Source organism: Methylovorus glucosotrophus, assembly GCF_009858335.1.
GTDB lineage: Bacteria > Pseudomonadota > Gammaproteobacteria > Burkholderiales > Methylophilaceae > Methylovorus > Methylovorus glucosotrophus.
This window is the reverse complement of record NZ_VMSE01000001.1, coordinates 2,270,902-2,289,166: the sequence shown is the minus strand read 5'-3', so window position 1 is coordinate 2,289,166 and position 18,265 is coordinate 2,270,902. Positions and strand designations below refer to the sequence as shown.

Annotated in this window: 18 protein-coding genes and 1 tRNA gene; 18 read left to right on the top strand and 1 reads right to left on the bottom strand. The window is 54.8% G+C overall.

Annotation, left to right across the window (positions count from 1 at the left end; genetic code table 11):
* The first annotated feature begins 17 nt into the window (after positions 1-17).
* The 15 genes from FNL37_RS10800 to FNL37_RS10730 all read left to right on the top strand — a co-directional run bounded on the left by FNL37_RS10800 (position 18) and on the right by FNL37_RS10730 (position 14,685).
* A complete protein-coding gene (locus FNL37_RS10800) occupies positions 18-494 on the top strand; it encodes a NuoB/complex I 20 kDa subunit family protein (RefSeq protein ID WP_013441505.1) in 477 nt (158 codons plus the stop codon).
* Between the two features lie 4 nt (positions 495-498).
* Positions 499-1,095 (top strand): NADH-quinone oxidoreductase subunit C, encoded by a 597-nt coding sequence (locus FNL37_RS10795; protein ID WP_013441506.1) that lies wholly within the window; start codon positions 499-501, stop codon positions 1,093-1,095.
* Complete coding sequence (locus FNL37_RS10790) at positions 1,088-2,341, top strand: NADH-quinone oxidoreductase subunit D (RefSeq protein ID WP_013441507.1); 1,254 nt, start codon at positions 1,088-1,090, stop codon at positions 2,339-2,341. The genes FNL37_RS10795 and FNL37_RS10790 overlap by 8 nt, the downstream gene beginning before the upstream one ends.
* Positions 2,341-2,814, top strand: coding sequence for an NADH-quinone oxidoreductase subunit NuoE (gene nuoE, locus FNL37_RS10785; protein WP_013441508.1), 474 nt, complete (start codon positions 2,341-2,343; stop codon positions 2,812-2,814). Before FNL37_RS10790 ends, nuoE begins: the two co-directional genes overlap by 1 nt.
* Positions 2,814-4,133 carry an NADH-quinone oxidoreductase subunit NuoF gene (gene nuoF, locus FNL37_RS10780; protein ID WP_159356103.1) on the top strand — a complete coding sequence of 440 codons (1,320 nt, stop codon included), beginning with the start codon at positions 2,814-2,816 and terminating at the stop codon, positions 4,131-4,133. The genes nuoE and nuoF overlap by 1 nt, the downstream gene beginning before the upstream one ends.
* Before the next feature lie 118 nt (positions 4,134-4,251).
* On the top strand, positions 4,252-6,636 hold the full coding sequence (gene nuoG / locus FNL37_RS10775; RefSeq protein WP_015829530.1) for an NADH-quinone oxidoreductase subunit NuoG: 2,385 nt from the start codon (positions 4,252-4,254) through the stop codon (positions 6,634-6,636).
* Positions 6,633-7,664, top strand: a complete 1,032-nt coding sequence (gene nuoH / locus FNL37_RS10770; protein WP_013441512.1) for an NADH-quinone oxidoreductase subunit NuoH — start codon at positions 6,633-6,635, stop codon at positions 7,662-7,664. The genes nuoG and nuoH overlap by 4 nt, the downstream gene beginning before the upstream one ends.
* A gap of 7 nt (positions 7,665-7,671) precedes the next feature.
* On the top strand, positions 7,672-8,163 hold the full coding sequence (nuoI, locus tag FNL37_RS10765) for an NADH-quinone oxidoreductase subunit NuoI (protein ID WP_013441513.1): 492 nt from the start codon (positions 7,672-7,674) through the stop codon (positions 8,161-8,163).
* Positions 8,164-8,233: 70 nt separating this feature from the next.
* Positions 8,234-8,875 (top strand): NADH-quinone oxidoreductase subunit J, encoded by a 642-nt coding sequence (locus FNL37_RS10760; protein WP_159356102.1) that lies wholly within the window; start codon positions 8,234-8,236, stop codon positions 8,873-8,875.
* Positions 8,875-9,180, top strand: coding sequence for an NADH-quinone oxidoreductase subunit NuoK (gene nuoK / locus FNL37_RS10755; protein WP_013441515.1), 306 nt, complete (start codon positions 8,875-8,877; stop codon positions 9,178-9,180). Before FNL37_RS10760 ends, nuoK begins: the two co-directional genes overlap by 1 nt.
* A 14-nt stretch (positions 9,181-9,194) precedes the next feature.
* Positions 9,195-11,231: an NADH-quinone oxidoreductase subunit L gene (gene nuoL / locus FNL37_RS10750; protein WP_159356101.1), complete on the top strand. Its 2,037-nt coding sequence runs from the start codon at positions 9,195-9,197 to the stop codon at positions 11,229-11,231.
* Between the two features lie 3 nt (positions 11,232-11,234).
* Positions 11,235-12,713: an NADH-quinone oxidoreductase subunit M gene (locus FNL37_RS10745; protein WP_015829533.1), complete on the top strand. Its 1,479-nt coding sequence runs from the start codon at positions 11,235-11,237 to the stop codon at positions 12,711-12,713.
* A gap of 29 nt (positions 12,714-12,742) precedes the next feature.
* The gene (gene nuoN / locus FNL37_RS10740) at positions 12,743-14,194 is read left to right on the top strand and encodes an NADH-quinone oxidoreductase subunit NuoN (protein ID WP_015829534.1); all 1,452 of its coding nucleotides are present in this window, start codon (positions 12,743-12,745) and stop codon (positions 14,192-14,194) included.
* Between the two features lie 9 nt (positions 14,195-14,203).
* Entirely contained in the window at positions 14,204-14,500 is a 297-nt protein-coding gene (locus FNL37_RS10735) for a DUF2818 family protein (RefSeq protein WP_013441519.1), read from the top strand.
* 108 nt (positions 14,501-14,608) lie between these two features.
* Positions 14,609-14,685, top strand: a tRNA-Pro gene (locus FNL37_RS10730).
* A gap of 29 nt (positions 14,686-14,714) precedes the next feature.
* On the opposite strand, the gene FNL37_RS10725 is transcribed toward FNL37_RS10730, so the two are convergent.
* On the bottom strand, positions 14,715-15,368 hold the full coding sequence (locus FNL37_RS10725) for an RDD family protein (RefSeq protein ID WP_159356100.1): 654 nt from the start codon (positions 15,366-15,368) through the stop codon (positions 14,715-14,717).
* A 743-nt stretch (positions 15,369-16,111) separates the two neighbouring features.
* On the opposite strand from FNL37_RS10725, the gene FNL37_RS10720 reads away from it, so the two are divergent.
* The 3 genes from FNL37_RS10720 (at position 16,112) to FNL37_RS10710 (ending at position 18,232) form a co-directional block, all read left to right on the top strand.
* On the top strand, positions 16,112-16,423 hold the full coding sequence (locus FNL37_RS10720; RefSeq protein WP_159356099.1) for a hypothetical protein: 312 nt from the start codon (positions 16,112-16,114) through the stop codon (positions 16,421-16,423).
* Positions 16,424-16,800: 377 nt separating this feature from the next.
* Positions 16,801-17,376: an NUDIX domain-containing protein gene (locus tag FNL37_RS10715; protein ID WP_159356098.1), complete on the top strand. Its 576-nt coding sequence runs from the start codon at positions 16,801-16,803 to the stop codon at positions 17,374-17,376.
* A 1-nt stretch (position 17,377) separates the two neighbouring features.
* Positions 17,378-18,232: an SDR family oxidoreductase gene (locus FNL37_RS10710; RefSeq protein ID WP_159356097.1), complete on the top strand. Its 855-nt coding sequence runs from the start codon at positions 17,378-17,380 to the stop codon at positions 18,230-18,232.
* Positions 18,233-18,265: the final 33 nt, after the last annotated feature.

Here is an 18,265-nt window from a genome sequence, read left to right as displayed (position 1 = left end):
GACTACGGGGTCTCTGCATGAGTATTGAAGGTGTACTGGAAAAAGGGTTTGTCACGACCACGCTGGATACGGTCATCAATTACACGCGCACGGGTTCGCTGTGGCCGATGACGTTTGGTCTGGCGTGCTGTGCGGTGGAGATGATGCATGCGGGCGCATCCCGTTATGATCTGGACCGGTTTGGCATTGTATTCCGCCCAAGCCCTCGCCAATCCGATGTGATGATCGTGGCAGGCACGCTGGTCAATAAAATGGCGCCTGCGCTGCGCAAGGTATATGACCAGATGGCCGAGCCGCGCTGGGTTATTTCCATGGGCTCCTGTGCCAATGGCGGCGGTTATTACCATTACTCGTATGCTGTTGTTCGCGGCTGTGACCGTATCGTTCCTGTCGATGTATATGTGCCAGGTTGTCCACCGACAGCCGAGGCGCTGCTCTATGGCATCATCCAGTTGCAAAACAAAATCAAGCGTACCAATACTATCGCCAGGTGATCACATGAGCTCCCGTCTGCAACAACTTACCGCCAATATCGAGTCGGCGCTTGGAGACAAGCTGGGCCGTCTGGTGAGCCATGTCGGCGAATTGACGATTGAATGCTCGGTTGCCAATATGCTGGATGTCTGCCTTATCCTGCGAGACCATCCTTCGCTTAAGTTTGAACAGCTGATTGATCTCTGTGGCGTCGACTATGCCGAGTATGGGGAGGGCAGCTGGAGCGGGCTGCGTTTTGCCACGGTCTACCATTTTCTTTCCATCAGCTTGAACCAGCGTGTACGTTTGCGGGTATTCGCAGCAGATGATGATTTTCCCGTACTTCCTACGCTGGTGGATATGTGGCCGGTTGCCAACTGGTTTGAACGCGAGTCCTTCGACCTTTACGGCATCATGTATGAAGGCCATCCTGATTTGCGCCGCCTGCTCACCGACTATGGTTTTGTAGGCCACCCTTTCCGCAAGGATTTCCCGATGATAGGCAATGTGGAAATGCGCTATGACCCTGAGCAACAGCGCGTCATTTATCAGCCAGTGACGATTGATCCCCGCAACAACGTGCCACGCGTTATTCGTGACGAGGGCTTCCATCATGGCTGAAATTCGTAACTACACCATGAACTTCGGTCCCCAGCACCCGGCTGCGCACGGCGTGCTGCGACTGGTGCTGGAGCTGGATGGCGAAGTCATCCAGCGGGCCGATCCGCACATTGGCCTGTTGCACCGTGCGACGGAAAAGCTGGCCGAGAATCGCACCTATCTGCAGTCCGTGCCTTATATGGATCGCCTCGATTATGTGTCGATGATGGCGAACGAGCATGCCTATGTCATGGCGATTGAAAAGCTGCTTGGGCTCGAAGTCCCCATCCGCGCCCAATACATCCGCGTGATGTTCGATGAAATTACCCGCGTGCTGAATCACCTGCTGTGGCTGGGTGCGCATGCGCTGGACGTGGGGGCGATGACGGTATTCCTGTACGCGTTCCGCGAGCGTGAAGACCTGTTTGACTGCTATGAAGCCGTCTCTGGCGCTCGCATGCACGCTGCTTACTACCGGCCTGGCGGTGTCTATCGTGATTTGCCAGCCCGTATGCCGCAATACGAAAGCTCGACGGTACGCGCCAAGGATGAAATCAAGCGCCTCAATGAAAATCGCCAGGGCTCCTTGCTCGACTTTATTGAAGACTTTACCAACCGCTTCCCAGGCTATGTGGACGAATACGAAACCCTGCTGACTGATAACCGTATCTGGAAGCAGCGTACAGTGGGTATTGGCGTGGTGACGCCTGAGCGTGCCTTGGCGCTGGGCTTGTCCGGTCCCATGCTGCGCGGTTCTGGTTTCGCCTGGGACCTGCGCAAGAAACAGCCTTACGAAGTCTACGACAAGATGGATTTCGACATCCCGGTGGGCGTAAATGGCGATTGCTATGACCGTTACCTGGTGCGTATCGAAGAAATGCGCCAATCCAACCGCATCATCAAGCAATGCATAGACTGGCTGCGCAAAAATCCTGGCCCGGTGATTACTGACAATCACAAGGTGGCACCACCCGCCCGTGAAGGCATGAAGCAGGACATGGAGTCCTTGATTCACCACTTCAAGCTGTTTACCGAAGGCTTTCATGTGCCCGCCGGAGAAGCCTATGCAGCGGTGGAACACCCCAAGGGTGAGTTTGGCATTTACCTGATTTCGGATGGGGCGAACAAGCCTTATCGTTTGAAAATTCGTGCGCCTGGTTTTCCGCATCTGGCAGCGCTGGATGAAATGACGCGCGGCCACATGATTGCCGACCTGGTGGCCATTATCGGTACACAGGATATCGTTTTCGGGGAGATTGATCGCTAATGTTGTCTCAGGAATCCCTCGCCAAGATTGATCGCGAATTGACCAAATACCCGGCTGACCGTCGTCAGGCAGCCGTCATGTCCGCCTTGCGTATTGCCCAGGACGAAAAAGGCTGGTTGTCCAAAGATACAGTGGCCTTTGTGGCGGAGTATCTGGGCATCCCGCCGATTGCCGCTCTGGAAGTCGCCAGTTTCTACAATATGTATGAACTGGAACCGGTAGGGCAGTACAAGATCACCGTCTGTACCAATATCTCCTGCATGCTGCGTGACTCCGATGTCATTGTGGACCATTTGCAGGAGCGCCTCGGTATCGGCTTCAACGAAACCACGCCTGATGGCAAATTCACACTCAAAGAAGGCGAGTGCATGGGCTGTTGCGGCGGTGCGCCTTTGTTCCATATCAACAACAAGCGCATGTGTGAATTCCTGACCAAGGAAAAAGTGGATGCGATTCTGGAGGAGTTGAAGTAATGGCTGCTTTTGATACGCCTGTTCAACATCGCTCCGACAAGGAAACTCTGGTCTGCCTGCGCACGCTGGGGCAGCCTGATCCCGCATCGCTGCAAGCCTATCTGAATGTGGGCGGCTACAAGCAATTGCAACGCCTGGTGCAGGATAAGGTGAAAGCCACCGACGTCATCACTCAGGTCAAGCTTTCCGGTCTGCGCGGCCGCGGTGGCGCTGGTTTTCCTACCGGCCTCAAGTGGAGCTTCATGCCGCGTTATTACGATGGCACCAAGTATCTGGTATGCAATACCGATGAAGGCGAGCCCGGTACCTTCAAGGACCGCGACATCATCCGCTACAACCCGCACCAACTGATCGAAGGCATGGCCATCGCCGCCTATACGCTGGGTGCGCGCGTCGGCTACAACTACATACACGGTGAAATCTGGCAGGACTACGAGATCTTCGAGCGTGCGCTGGATGAAGCGCGTGCTGCTGGCTTCATAGGCGAAAACCTGTTCGGCACCACCTTCAGTTTTGATCTGTTTGCCGTGCATGGCTATGGCGCTTACATCTGCGGTGAAGAAACTGCACTGATCGAGTCGATTGAAGGCAAGAAGGGCCAGCCGCGTTTCAAGCCGCCATTCCCCGCCAGTTACGGTGTGTTCGGCAAGCCGACCAATGTCAACAATACCGAGTCCTACACCTCGATTCCCTGGATACTTGAGCATGGTGGCGATGCCTTCCAGGCGCTGGGTGTGCCAAACTCAGGCGGCACCAAGCTGTTTTCGGTGTCCGGTCATGTCGAGCGCCCGGGCAATTACGAAGTGCGCATGGGCGTGCCGTTTACCGAACTGCTCGATATCGCCGGTGGCGTCTGGAAAGGTCGCCAGCTTAAGGCCGTGATTCCTGGTGGTCCATCGACGGCCGTCATGCCCGCTGCCGCCATCATGGGTGCGACCATGGATTACGACGGCTTGTCCAAGGCGGGTTCAAGCCTGGGTGCAGGATCCATGATCGTGATGGATGAAACCACCTGCATGGTGAAAACCCTGAAACGTCTCTCGTATTTCTTCTATGAAGAATCCTGCGGTCAATGCACGCCGTGCCGTGAAGGTACAGGCTGGCTTTACCGCGTGGTGAAACGTATTGTCGAGGGTGAAGGTCGCATGGGCGATCTTGATCTTCTGACCGATGTGAGCAGCAATATCTCCGGCCGCACGATTTGCGCGCTGGGCGATGCCGCTGCCACGCCGGTGCTCAGTTTCATCAAGCATTTCCGTCCCGAATTCGAATATTACATTCAGCATGGCAAGTCCATGGTGACGGGCAAGGCGGAGTGATGGTCATGACCACGTACACATGTAATTTCAGTCGTGATAAAGCCAGCCAGCTGGCGTTCTTGCGTGTGCCCGGGGTTGAACATGGCTTTTCAGTGTTAGGCTTTTCAAGGTTAGTACCATGCTGAATATAGAGATAGACGGCAAAGCCGTAGAAGTCGATCACGGCACCACGATCATCGATGCAGCGGACAAGCTTGGCATTGCCATTCCGCGTTTCTGCTATCACAAAAAACTCTCCGTCGCCGCCAATTGCCGCATGTGCCTGGTGCAGGTCGAGAAGTTTGCAAAGCCTTTGCCTGCCTGCGCAACCCCGGTTGCTGATGGCATGAAAATTTTCACCCGCTCCAAAGCCGCCGTGGAAGCGCAGAAAAGCGTCATGGAGTTTCTGCTGATCAATCACCCGCTGGATTGCCCGATTTGCGATCAGGGTGGCGAGTGTGACCTGCAGGATATCGCCGTTGCCTACGGCGCCCCCGCTTCGCGCTATGCCGAAGAAAAGCGGGTGGTACTGAACAAGAATATCGGCCCACTGGTCTCCACCGACATGACGCGCTGCATTCAGTGCACGCGCTGCGTTCGCTTCCTCAAGGAAGTCGGCGGCATGATGGAGCTTGGCATGGTCGGCCGTGGCGAGCATGCCGAAATTACGGCGTATGTCGACAAGAGTGTCGACTCTGAACTATCCGGCAATATCATTGATTTGTGCCCCGTGGGCGCACTCACCAGCAAGCCATTCCGCTACAAAGCCCGTACCTGGGAACTGACGCGCCGTCCTTCCATTGCACCGCATGATGGTCTGGGTTCGCAGATCGAAGTACATATCAAGGATGGCAAAGTGCTGCGCGTACTGCCGCGCGAGAAGGAAAGCATCAATGAATGCTGGCTGTCTGACCGCGACCGTTTTTCCTATGAAGGCCTGAACAGCCCCGACCGTCTGACCGTGCCTATGATCAAGCATCACGGTGAGTGGCACGAAACGGACTGGAAGACAGCACTGGAATTTGCGGCAGGCCAGCTCAAGGACATTACCAATGCCGATGGCGGCGAGCAGCTGGGCGTACTGGTTTCACCCAACAGCACCATGGAAGAAGCCTACCTTGCCAAGCAGATTGCGCATGGCCTGGGCTCCAGCAATATTGATTATCGCCTGCGCCAGACCGACTTCCGCCTGGATGGCAAGCGCATGGGTACGCCGTGGATGGGCTGCAATATCCCTGACCTGCAAGAGATGGATCGCATTCTGGTTATCGGTAGCAATCTGCGCAATGAGCACCCGTTGCTGGCAAACCGTATTCGCAAGGCAGTAGCGCAGGGCGCCGAGCTGTCGCTGGTCAACCCGATGGATGATGATCAGTTGATGGCCGTCAAGCACAAGGCCATCTGCACCCCGAACGATATGGTCAACGTGCTGGCGCAGATACTGAAAGCCATGTCAGGCTTGCAACGCCTGTCGCTGTGTTTGCCCAAGTCCCTTAATGATCTGCTGGAAACCGTCCGCGTGTGGGATAACTCGCAAGCCATGGCAGAAAGCCTCGCCGGGCTGGGCAAAGAGGTCGACCTCGTCAGCCCGCGCACCGGTATTTTCCTGGGCAATATTGCCCAAAGTCATCCTCGCTTTACCGAGCTTTACAGTCTGGCTGAAGCCATTGCATCGCTCTGCGGCGCTACCTTTGGCATCCTGTCGCCAGCAGCCAATAGCACCGGTGCCCATCTGGTGGGCGCCCTGCCAGGCGAGCATGGCCTGAATGCCAAAGCCATGCTGGAGTCACCTCGCAAGGCTTACCTGCTGGTGAATGTGGAGCCTGAGCTGGATTGCCATCATGCTGCGCAGGCCCGCCAGGCCATTGCGGAAGCCGAGTGTGTGATCGCGCTGACAGCATACAAATCCGAGGCGCTGGAGCATGCCGATGTGCTGCTGCCAATTGCGCCGTTTACCGAGACCTCCGGCACCTACATGAGCATGGAAGGGCGCGTGCAGAGTTTTACCGCGGTGACCAAGCCGTTGGGCGAATGCCGTCCGGGCTGGAAGGTATTACGCGTGTTGGGCAATACCCTGGGCTTGTCCGGCTTTGATTTTGATAGCAGTGAGCAAGTTAAAAACGCGATTTTTGGCGGTCAGAAACCTTCTACTGTGGTCTGGAATTCGCTCAATAACAATCTGCGCGAACTGATCGAAATTCAGGTCAAGATCAAATCCAATGTCTTGCAACGCCTGGGCGAAGTACCGCAGTTCCAGTCCGATGCCATCGTGCGTCGCTCACCGCCATTGCAGAAAACCCGTGCCGTGCAGGCTCCGGTAGCTGCCATGCATAGTCAGCTGCTTACAGAGCTGGGCCTGGATGATGGTGAAATGGTCACCGTGAAGCAGGGGGTGGCAAGTGTACTGCTGAAAGCCAAGCGTGATGATGGCCTGCCACATGGCGTGGTGCGCGTACCGACCGCTCTGCCGGTAACCAGCCTGCTGGGTGATCTCATGGGCGAAATCGAGGTGACACGCGCATGATCGCCTTTATGCAAAATCTGTTGGGCCCCGCGTGGCCCGTGGTCTGGACCCTGGTCAAGATCATTGCCATCGTGGCGCCCATCATGGGCGCGGTGGCTTACCTGACTCTGGCTGAACGCAAGGTGATTGGCTTCATGCAGGTGCGCATGGGGCCTAACCGTGTGGGCTATTTTGGCTTGCTGCAGCCGATTGCCGATGGCCTGAAGCTGCTGATGAAGGAAATCATCATCCCTTCGGCGGCTAATAAAACCTTGTTCCTGCTGGGGCCTGTGCTGGCGATTGCGCCTGCGCTGGCGGCCTGGGCCGTGGTGCCGTTTGATGTGGACATGATACTGGCCGATATTGACGCTGGCTTGCTGTATATCCTCGCCATGACTTCGGTGGCCGTATATGGCGTGATCATCGCCGGTTGGGCATCCAACTCCAAGTATGCCTTCCTTGGCTCGCTTCGCTCGGCGGCTCAGATTGTTTCCTACGAAATTGCCATGGGTTTTGCCCTGGTAGGCGTGCTGATGTGCGCCGGCAGCCTGAATCTGGGCAAGATCGTGGTCGCGCAGGCGGGCGGTTTCTGGCAATGGTACTGGTTGCCATTGTTCCCCTTGTTTATTGTTTACTTTATCAGTGCAGTGGCTGAAACCAATCGCGCCCCATTTGACGTGGCCGAAGGCGAATCCGAAATTGTCGCGGGGTTCCATGTGGAATACTCGGGCATGGCGTTTGCCGTGTTCTTCCTGGCTGAATACGCCAACATGATACTGGTCTGCATGCTGGCAGCCATCATGTTCCTGGGTGGCTGGCAGCCTTTGCTGGACGTAGCGCCTTTCAACATGATTCCAGGCTTCCTGTGGCTGATCATCAAGGTGGCGCTGCTGTTGTTCTTCTTCCTTTGGTTTCGGGCTACTTTCCCGCGTTATCGCTATGACCAGATCATGCGACTGGGCTGGAAGGTGTTTATTCCTATCACGCTTGTTTGGATCATCGTGGTTGGCGGTCTGATGCAGACCCCGCTGGCCTATCTGTTCCACTGAGACCATTATGCTAGCCAAGATCAAAACCGTATTATCAAGCCTGATGCTGGTCGAGTTGCTGAAAGGCATGGCGCTGACCGGACGTTATTTCTTCGCGCGCAAGATCACCATTCAGTTTCCGGAAGAGCGCACTCCCATGAGCCCGCGTTTCCGTGGTCTGCATGCCTTGCGCCGCTACCCGAATGGCGAGGAGCGCTGCATTGCCTGCAAGCTGTGCGAAGCGGTTTGCCCGGCCATGGCGATCACCATTGAATCTGAGCAGCGCGAAGACAATACGCGCCGCACCACACGCTACGATATCGACCTGACCAAGTGCATTTTCTGCGGCTTCTGCGAAGAATCATGCCCGGTCGACTCCATTGTGGAAACGCGGATTTTTGATTACCACGGCGAGAAGCGCGGCGATTTGCTCTATACCAAGCCCATGCTGCTGGCGGTGGGCGATAAATATGAAACCCAGATTGCGGCGGATCGCAGTGCGGACGCCAAATACCGCTAATTTAGCGTGCCAATAAACACGAGCGACGGATACGAAAAACCATGCGCCCTACATCAACCGAGCTGACTAGATGAATTTCAACGACTACGTATTCTATGTCCTGGCGGCTATCCTGCTGTTTGCTGGCTTGCGCGTCATTACTTCACGCAATCCGGTGCATGCCGCCTTGCATCTGGTGCTGGCCTTTTTTACCGCCGCCGGTATCTGGTTGCTGCTGGAAGCCGAGTTTCTGGCGATTGCCCTGGTGCTGGTTTACGTGGGCGCGGTGATGGTGCTGTTCCTGTTTGTGGTGATGATGCTGGATATCAACCTCGACAAGCTGCGTGAAGGTTTCTGGGAAGCGCTGCCGATTGCCTTGCCCGTGGGCATTCTGATGACGCTGGAAATGGTCATGATTCTGGGCTCCAGGCACTTCGGCGTTGACCGTGTTGCAGCGCCAACCCCGCATCCCGCCGGTTATAGCAATACTGCCGAGCTTGGGCGCCAGCTGTATACCGATTACCTGCTGCCGTTTGAGCTAGCTTCTGTGGTGCTGCTGGTGGCGATTGTGGCGGCCATTGCGCTGACCCTGCGTGATCGCAAGGATTCGAAATTCATTGACCCGGCCGAGCAGGTCAAGGTCAAGCGTGCAGATCGTATTCGCATGGTGAGCATGCCTGCCGATGTGGAAATCCCGGCAGCTGCCGAGACCGAAGGAAAGGACAAGGCGTAATGGTTGGACTCTCGCATTACCTCATACTGGGTTCATTGCTGTTTGCCATCAGCGTGGTCGGCATTTTCCTTAACCGCAAAAACGTCATCGTGCTGTTGATGGCGATTGAGCTCATGCTGCTGGCGGTTAACCTCAACTTTATTGCCTTCTCGCATTATCTGCAGGATACGGCTGGCCAGGTGTTCGTGTTCTTCATTCTGACGGTGGCGGCGGCAGAGTCTGCCATTGGTCTAGCCATTCTGGTGGTGCTGTTCAGAAACCTGAAAACCATCAACGTCGATGACATCAACAGTCTCAAGGGTTAAGCGGAAAATAACAAATGACTGACATGCAAACCATCTATCTGCTGATCCCGCTCTTGCCACTGGTAGCAGCGACCATTGTCGGCCTGTTTGGCCGCATGCTGCCGCGCGCTGCTGCACACTGGCTCACCATTGCCGGTGTGGCAGGTGCCTTTGCGCTGTCGGTAGTGGTATTCAATGATGTGTTGCAGGGCAGGGTGTTCAACGGCACGGTCTACACCTGGCTGACCAGTGGCGATACTAGCTTTGAAGTGGGCTTCCTGATTGACCGGCTGACAGCTGTCATGATGCTGGTGGTGACCTTTGTTTCGCTGATGGTGCACGTGTACACCATAGGCTACATGGCCGAAGATCCTGGCTATAGCCGCTTCTTCAGCTATATCTCGCTGTTTACCTTCTCCATGCTGATGCTGGTGATGAGCAACAACTTCATGCAGCTCTTCTTCGGCTGGGAGGCGGTGGGCCTGGTGTCCTATCTGCTGATTGGTTTCTGGTACACACGTCCAACCGCCATCTACGCCAATCTCAAGGCTTTCCTAGTTAACCGCGTGGGCGATTTCGGCTTCCTGCTCGGCATTGCCATGGTGCTGTATTTCTTTGGCAGCCTGGATTACGCCGCCGTGTTCTCCATCGCACCGCAGTTTGCCGATGCCACGGTCAGCATCATCCCCAATACCGAATGGTCGCTGCTAACGGTGATTTGCATCCTGCTGTTCATCGGCGCCATGGGTAAATCGGCGCAAGTGCCTTTGCATGTGTGGCTGCCAGATTCCATGGAAGGCCCGACCCCTATTTCTGCGCTGATCCACGCGGCCACCATGGTGACCGCCGGTATTTTCATGGTGGCGCGCATGTCGCCGCTGTTTGAAATGTCGACCACCGCCTTGTCCACCGTGATGGTGATCGGCGCGATTACTGCCTTGTTCATGGGCTTTCTGGGCATTATCCAGAACGACATCAAGCGCGTGGTGGCGTATTCCACACTTTCACAGCTGGGATACATGACAGTGGCGCTGGGTGCATCGGCATACTCCGTGGCCATCTTCCACCTGATGACCCATGCCTTCTTCAAGGCCTTGCTGTTCCTGGCCGCCGGTTCTGTGATCATGGGCATGCACCACGATCAGGACATCCGCAATATGGGTGGCCTGCGCAAATACATGAAGATTACCTGGATCACCTCGCTGATTGGCTCCCTGGCGCTGATCGGCACACCATTGTTGTCCGGCTTCTATTCCAAGGATTCGATTATCGAAGCGGTGAAGCTGTCGCATATCCCCGGCAGTGGCTTTGCCTACTTTGCCGTGCTGGCCGGCGTGTTTGTGACGGCGTTTTACTCTTTCCGCATGTATTTCCTGGTATTCCATGGCAAGGAGCGCTGGATGGAAAAACCAGCGCACGCGCATGATCACCATGATGCCCATGCCGATGATGATCATGATCACGACGAGCATCACCACGGCCTGGGTCCGCACGACAAGCCGCACGAGTCGCCCTGGGTGGTGACCCTGCCGCTGATCGCACTGGCGATCCCATCGCTGGTTATTGGCTATATCGCCATTGGCCCCATGCTGTTCGGACATTTCTTTGATGGCGTGATCTTTGTGGATACCGAGGCACACCCCGTCATGCATGAGCTGGCGCATCATTTCCATGGCGCAGGTGCCATGGCGCTGCATGCCCTGACCAGCCTGCCTTTCATTTTTGCCCTGGCGGGTGTGGTGCTGTCGTGGTTTTTCTACATGAAGCGGCCGGACATCCCTGCCGCCATCCAGAAGCGTTGCGGCTGGCTGTATCGCCTGATGGAAAACAAATATGGCTTTGATACCTTTAACGAGAAGGTATTCGCCGGTGGCTCGCGCTTCCTGGGCGGCAAGCTCTGGGGCATAGGCGACGTCAAGTGGATCGATGGTTATCTGGTCAACGGCACCGCACGCCTGATTGGTCGCATTTCTGGCATCATCCGGCACTTGCAGTCCGGCCTGATCTATCACTACGCCTTTGCCATGATCATCGGCGTGTTCCTGTTACTGTCCTTGTTCATGAAAGTATAAGCGGTGGATTGGCCTATTCTTAGTCTAAGTATCTGGGTACCTATTTTCGCCGGGGTGCTGGTGCTGTGCACGGGCGGTGATCAAAACGCACGTCTGGCGCGCTGGCTGGCCTTGTTCGGCAGTATCGCGGCTTTCCTGGTCACGCTGCCTTTGTATACCCATTTCAACATGATGGATGGCGGCTTTCAGTTTCAGGAAGGCCATCGCTGGATCACCTCCTTCAATATCAATTACCACCTGGGTGTTGATGGCCTGGCCGTACCGCTGATCATCCTCACCAGCTTTACCACGGTGATAGTGGTGATTGCCGGCTGGGAAGTGATCGAAAAGCGCGTGGCGCAATACATGGCGGCATTCCTGATCATGTCTGGGTTGATGATCGGCGTGTTTGCCGCGCTGGATGCCATTCTGTACTACATGTTCTGGGAAGCGATGCTGATCCCGATGTTCCTGGTGATTGGTATCTGGGGTGGGCCTAACCGCGTCTATGCCACCATCAAGTTCTTCCTGTATACCTTTATCGGCTCTCTGCTGATGCTGGTGGCTTTCATCTATCTCTATCACCAGAGCAATAGTTTTGAGCTGGTGGATTACTACCAGCTGCCGCTCAGCTTCAAGGCGCAGATCCTGATCTTCCTGGCTTTCTTCATGGCATTTGCCGTCAAGGTGCCGATGTGGCCTGTGCATACCTGGCTGCCGGATGCCCACGTGGAAGCGCCAACGGGTGGTTCCGTGGTACTGGCGGCCATTGCGCTCAAGCTTGGCGGCTACAGCTTCCTGCGCTTTGCCATGCCGATAGCTCCAGATGCTGCGCATTACCTCTCCGGCTTCATGATCACGCTGTCGCTGATTGCCGTGGTGTATATCGCCCTGGTGGCGCTGGTGCAAAAAGACATGAAAAAGTTGATTGCCTATTCGTCGATTTCGCACATGGGCTTTGTCACGCTGGGCTTCTTCATTTTCAATCCGCTGGGCATGGAAGGCGCGATTGTGCAGATGATTTCGCACGGTTTTGTATCCAGTGCCATGTTCCTCTCGGTGGGCGTGCTGTATGACCGCATGCATAGCCGCCAGATCGCCGATTACGGCGGTGTGGTCAATACCATGCCAACATTTGCCGCCTTTGCTGTGCTGTTTGGCATGGCCAATGCCGGTCTGCCAGGCACCTCCGGCTTTGTGGGGGAATTCATGGTAATTCTGGGCGCCTTGCAAGCCAACTTCTGGTTTGCCTTCCTCGCCTCCACCACGCTGATCCTGGGCGCAGCCTATACGCTGTGGATGGTGAAGCGCGTGTTCTATGGTGAGATCGGCAATGCCCATGTGGCCGCGCTGAAAGACCTGAATCGCCGTGAGTTTTTCATCCTGTCGGTGCTGGCTGTGCTGGTGATCGGGTTTGGCGTGTATCCGCACCCGATTACCGAAATGACACACGCCACCGTGAACAACCTGCTCGCGCACATGGCGCAGAGCAAGCTGCTTTGATAATGCCTAGATAACAAGCGAACCAGCCAATGAACGCGATTCAATCCGACCTGTATGCCGCCTTGCCGGAGATCATCATTCTCTGTATGGCGATGTTCGTGCTGCTTCTGGACCTATTCCTCAAGTCACACAATCGCTCCCTGATATACATTTTTACCCAGCTGGGCCTCGCAGCGGCGGCAGTCGTCACCGCGTGCACGCACAATGTCTCGGTAGTGAGCTATGCCTTCAATGGCATGTTTGTCGATGACCCTTTGTCTGATGTGCTCAAGCTGATGATGTACCTGACAACATCGGTGATGCTGGTCTATACCCGCCAATATGTCTCGCTGCGTGACATGTTCCGTGGCGAGTATTTTGCCCTCACGCTGTTTGCTTTGCTGGGCATGATGATCATGGTCTCCGGCCAGCACTTCCTCACGCTCTACATGGGCCTGGAACTACTGTCGCTGTGTCTGTATGCACTGGTCGCCATGGACAGGGATAATCCGCGCGCCACCGAAGCCGCCATGAAGTATTTTGTGCTGGGTGCGCTGTCCTCCGGCATGCTGCTGTACGGCATGTCCATGCTGTACGGCGTGACGGGGACGCTGGATGTTGCCGAAGTCGCCAACGCCTTGCTGCAAGGCGCACCTGATCATGCCGTGCTGGTATTGGGCGTGGTATTCCTGATTGCAGGCCTGGGCTTCAAGCTGGGTGCCGTGCCGTTCCAGATGTGGGTGCCGGATGTGTACCATGGCGCGCCAACGGCCGTCACGCTGTTCATTGGTTCCGTGACCAAGCTGGCCGCATTTGCCTTCATGATTCGCCTGCTGATCCAAGGGCTGTATGTGCTCGCCATCGATTGGCAGGGCATGCTGGCGATCATGGCTGTGTTGTCCATCCTCATCGGCAATATCACCGCCATTGCGCAAACCAACCTCAAGCGCATGCTGGCATATTCCACCATCTCGCATGTGGGCTACCTGCTGTATGGCTTCATGAGTGCGGGCACCAATGGTTATGTGTCCGCCATGTTTTACATCATGGCTTATGTGCTGATGACCCTGGGCGGCTTCGGCATCATGCTTTTGCTGTCACGCAAAGGCTTTGAGGCCGATAACCTGGAAGACCTGAAAGGCCTCAACCAGCGCAGCCCATGGTATGCCTTCCTCATGCTCATCATCATGTTCTCCATGGCCGGTGTGCCACCCACGCTGGGCTTCTACGCCAAGTTTGCCGTGCTGCAGGCCGCGCTCCAGGCTGGCTTTGTTGGCCTCGTCATCTTTGCCGTGGTCATGGCCGCGATTGGTGGTTTCTACTACCTGCGCGTGGTCAAACTCATGTACTTTGATGAACCACTGGATAACACGCCGATCAAAGCCCCGATCGACATGAAAGTGCTGCTCAGCCTCAATGCGCTGCTGTTGCTCGCACTCGGCATGTTCCCGCAACGATTGATGGATATTTGCGCTTACGCCATCACCCACAGTTTTCAATAAGTAGCTGATATGACACAAACGATTTTGCTGTTGCTGGCCCTGGTGCTGGCGAATATGCCCTGGTTTTCCGAACGCCTGTTTTTCGTGATCCCGCTTAAAGGCGGCACCAAGCACACTGGCTGGTGCCTGCTCGAACTCATCGTGATGTACTTTGTCACCGGTGGCATCGCCCACTACGCCGAACTCTCTACCATGGGCCAGGCATTCCCCCAGGGCTGGGAATTCTATGCCACCACCGGCAGCCTGTTCCTCGTCTTCGCCTTCCCTGGCTTCGTCTACCGCTACTTCTGGCTCAACCGCGCCTGAGCCTGCGTTATCAAGCCGCCAGCACTCAGTGATGGCGGCCTGTCTGTTGAATTTTGCTTTCAGGACCAGGATAATAAAGCCTCCTTTCGCCATCACCCGCATGGCTTCCGGGGTGTAGCTTAGCCTGGTAGAGCGCCGCGTTCGGGACGCGGAGGCCGGAGGTTCGAATCCTCTCACCCCGACCATCTCTCAATACTAAATTCATTCCTTTATTTCATTGGCCGACTGGGCTTCGCTGAATGACAATAATAGCGACTGCCATAATTAATAGAACTGTTATAAGTCCGATCTTTCTTCCCCAGCCAATAGGGTGATGCGTGATTGTAAAACCACATGATTTATCCCAGCTCGTCTCACCAGTTGTCGTTAGCCTTCTGTAGGCCATGTATTGCGCGACGGTACTGAGAAATGGCACGCCAAATGCCATCCCACTCCACGTTAAGGCGACAGTTCGTTTTAAAGCGTCCAGGTATTCGATTAGTTCAGAACCATTTTTATTGATTTCTATATTGAACAAAAACTTCCCTGGAGTTATTCCAAAGCTCGTGAGAATAATTGGCTCAATGATACAAGCCAGGGCAAGTATCAGGATATTGATGAGTCTCCCATCTAAAAACTCATTGCCTGTAAACACCAATGGCGCTGAGTCGGATGGTATGAATACACCAATTATTAAGCCGATAATAAGGTACAAAGCAACATAGTCTATAGTCCTGGCAAACAGCCTTCTCCATGGGTGCGTTCCTGAAATTGCCTCAGAACTGCAAACTGAGTTGCTTGTTATTTCAGCACCGGTTGGAGTCAGGCATTCCGAACAAATCTCGGTCCCCTGATCATAATTCTTTCCACAGCTTACACAGTAGTTCATGACGTTAAATTTCCCCTTTATTTTTCGATCAATTCGCCTTTTTATGTTTGTGTTATATCGTGGAGTTTTGTGGGGCTCTGGCAGAGCATCGCACTTCTATTTTGACCTATCTTCTCTGTCGTACAAACATTAAAGTTATTTAAGTCCACGTTTCAGCTCGATGGAATATACACGCAGGGCTTTAATCTCAGACATGGTCCTGTTGGGCATCTGTATCAAGAGTACTTTTAAGCGGTAGTGGAGGACGCGCCTGCTTGCCGATATTAAGCAGTAACCCAGCGCATGCCCATAGCCGATCTATGGACTTGCAAGCATAAGCGCTGGTCCGTACCATGTTCTTCAAGCTGGCGGTGCTTTAAGTGACGGAGATGTGAAGAGCGCTGCAGGATTTCTTGCTCTCGGAGCAATTGAGTTCGAAGGACGGAAATCGCTTGGGCTGGGGGCGAACACTGGAGTCTCCGACGGCGCATTGTTGATCGGTAGTAAACGACTTCAATTTAATCAACCAAAGAGCCCAGAATATCAGCCAGTCAGAAATGAACCTGCAACCATATACGGTAGAGAGTATTCGGGTCATGCTTTAGATCGCATGCAGGATCGAGGAGTTATGCCCTCTGTTGTCCAGAATACTGTTGAAAATGGGTTTGCAACTCCCAGCAGAGGTTCTACAACAGTTCATTATGACTCGGTCAACAACGTTACCGTAGTGACAAATAGCAAAGGAAAGGTTGTAACCGTCAAGTATGGACGATAGTCTTGATAAGCATGTGTTTCTTGCAGAAGCCAGGGAGGCAGTCAGTACTCATATTGCATTTTCCCGTTTTGTGCGTGGTACCGAATCCTTATGCGGTAGCGGTAACCCGTTTTTGTCAGGTGAGGATATTTCACGGTTCGACAAACTGTGGTTTGAATTAGAAATCGTCAATGCTGGTGCGCTCTCTGATTGGGAGGATCAGGGCAAGCCAGCCAACTGGATTAATGAATGGGAGGCAACGTATAAGCCTGATGCAGTGGAATTAATCGAAAACCTTGTGGTTTTGCTACAGAATAAATAAAACGGCCTCTTATCGTAGATGCAAATAAAGCATTACAGGCATCTAGCCGCCCACATGGTCGAACCGGCGGGTGCTTGGCCTTGGGGCAGTTATGGGCGCCAATGTTGGTGAAATACCTTCTTCGTTATCAATCCCTTTGTATGACTTTCATCCAGATGATGGTAAAGCCTAACCCGTAACAGCTGCATGTCTGATGGAATGAAAAAACAACAGGGATTGCTAGACTCAAGTTGGCTATGGCATCGTATCTTCTCTTAGAGATATCAGTGACGAATGATATGGTTCACATCCTAGTTAAACACTACCTACCCATGCGCATAGCCGAATGTCCCGCTATCGCTTAAACTCAATCCTCTACCTACTAATTCCTCCCTCCCATGCACAACTACAACGACCTCATCGAAACTCCTATCTCTTCTGAAGTAATCGCCTCGGGCGGTATGCTGACGGCGCGCCGCGATCAGGTGCGCTTGCCTAATGGCGGGCAAAGCCAGCGCGAGTATGTGTTGCACCCCGGTGCTGTGGTGATGGTGGCACTGCTGGATAACGGCCATCTGATACTGGAGCGACAGTTCCGCTACCCTTTGCGCCGGGTGTTTATTGAGTTGCCGGCGGGCAAGATTGATCAGGGCGAGGCGCCGCTGCTGACTGGGCAGCGCGAGTTGCTGGAGGAAACCGGCTACACCGCCAAGGAGTGGGTGTATCTCGGTTTGCAGCATCCCTGCATTGGCTACTCAAATGAAGTGATTCATATCTATCTGGCCCGTGGTCTTACCGCTGGTGAACACAAGCGCGATGAAGATGAGGCTTTGCATATTATTGATGCCAGCTTGCAGGATTGCCTGGCGATGGTGCAGCGCGGCGAGATTACCGATGGCAAAACCATCGTGGCGTTGATGTGGGCGGAGAAGTATTTGTCTGGCCAATGGCAGCCGATGCCAGCGCAGGCTTGAGATGACAGATCGCGCACTGGTAGTGGGCTGCGGTGATCTGGGGCAGGCCGTCGCCAGCCTGCTGCAGGATGGAGGACTGGAAGTGTATGGGCTGAAGCGCAGCGCCACGGACTTGCCGGCAGGTGTGCATCTGCTGCAGGCGGACGTGACGCAGCCTGAAACCTTGCAGGGGTTGGCGGCCTTGAAGCCCCGTATCGTGATTTATTGCGTGGCGGCGGATGCGCATCGCGATGACAGTTACCGTGCGCATTATGTGGATGGTTTGCGCAATACCCTGGCGGCCCTGCGGCAAGCGCCACCTGAGCATGTGTTTTTTGTTTCCAGCACGGGCGTGTACGGGCAGGTGAGCGATGATCTGCTGGATGAAGCCACGATACCGGTGCCGGATGGTTTTAGTGGCGAACGCATGTTGCAGGCGGAGCAGCTATTGGCGAGTGAATATCCTGCCGCGCATACGATTCTGCGTTTCTCGGGCATCTACGGACCTGGCCGCCGCCGTATGCTGGACCTGGCGCGTGAGCCTGCGCGCTGGCCCGCGCAAAATGGCTGGACCAACCGCATCCACCGGGATGATGGCGCGGCCGCGATTGCCTACCTGGTCAAGCAACTGTTTGCAGGCAAGCCGGTGGAGCCGCTGTATGTGGTGACGGATGACCGGCCTGCATCGCAATACGAGGTGCTGCAATGGCTGGCACAGCAGATGGGGGTGCCGGATGCCCCGCAGGCTGCGCCTGCGATTAGTGGCAACAAGCGCCTGAGCAATCAGCGCCTGCGGCATACAGGGTTTCAGTTGCGCTATCCGGATTATCAAGCAGGTTATGCGGCGCTCTTGGAACAGGAAAACCTGGAGCCTTGATTATTCTGCCAGGATAGTCAGCAACGCCGTTTG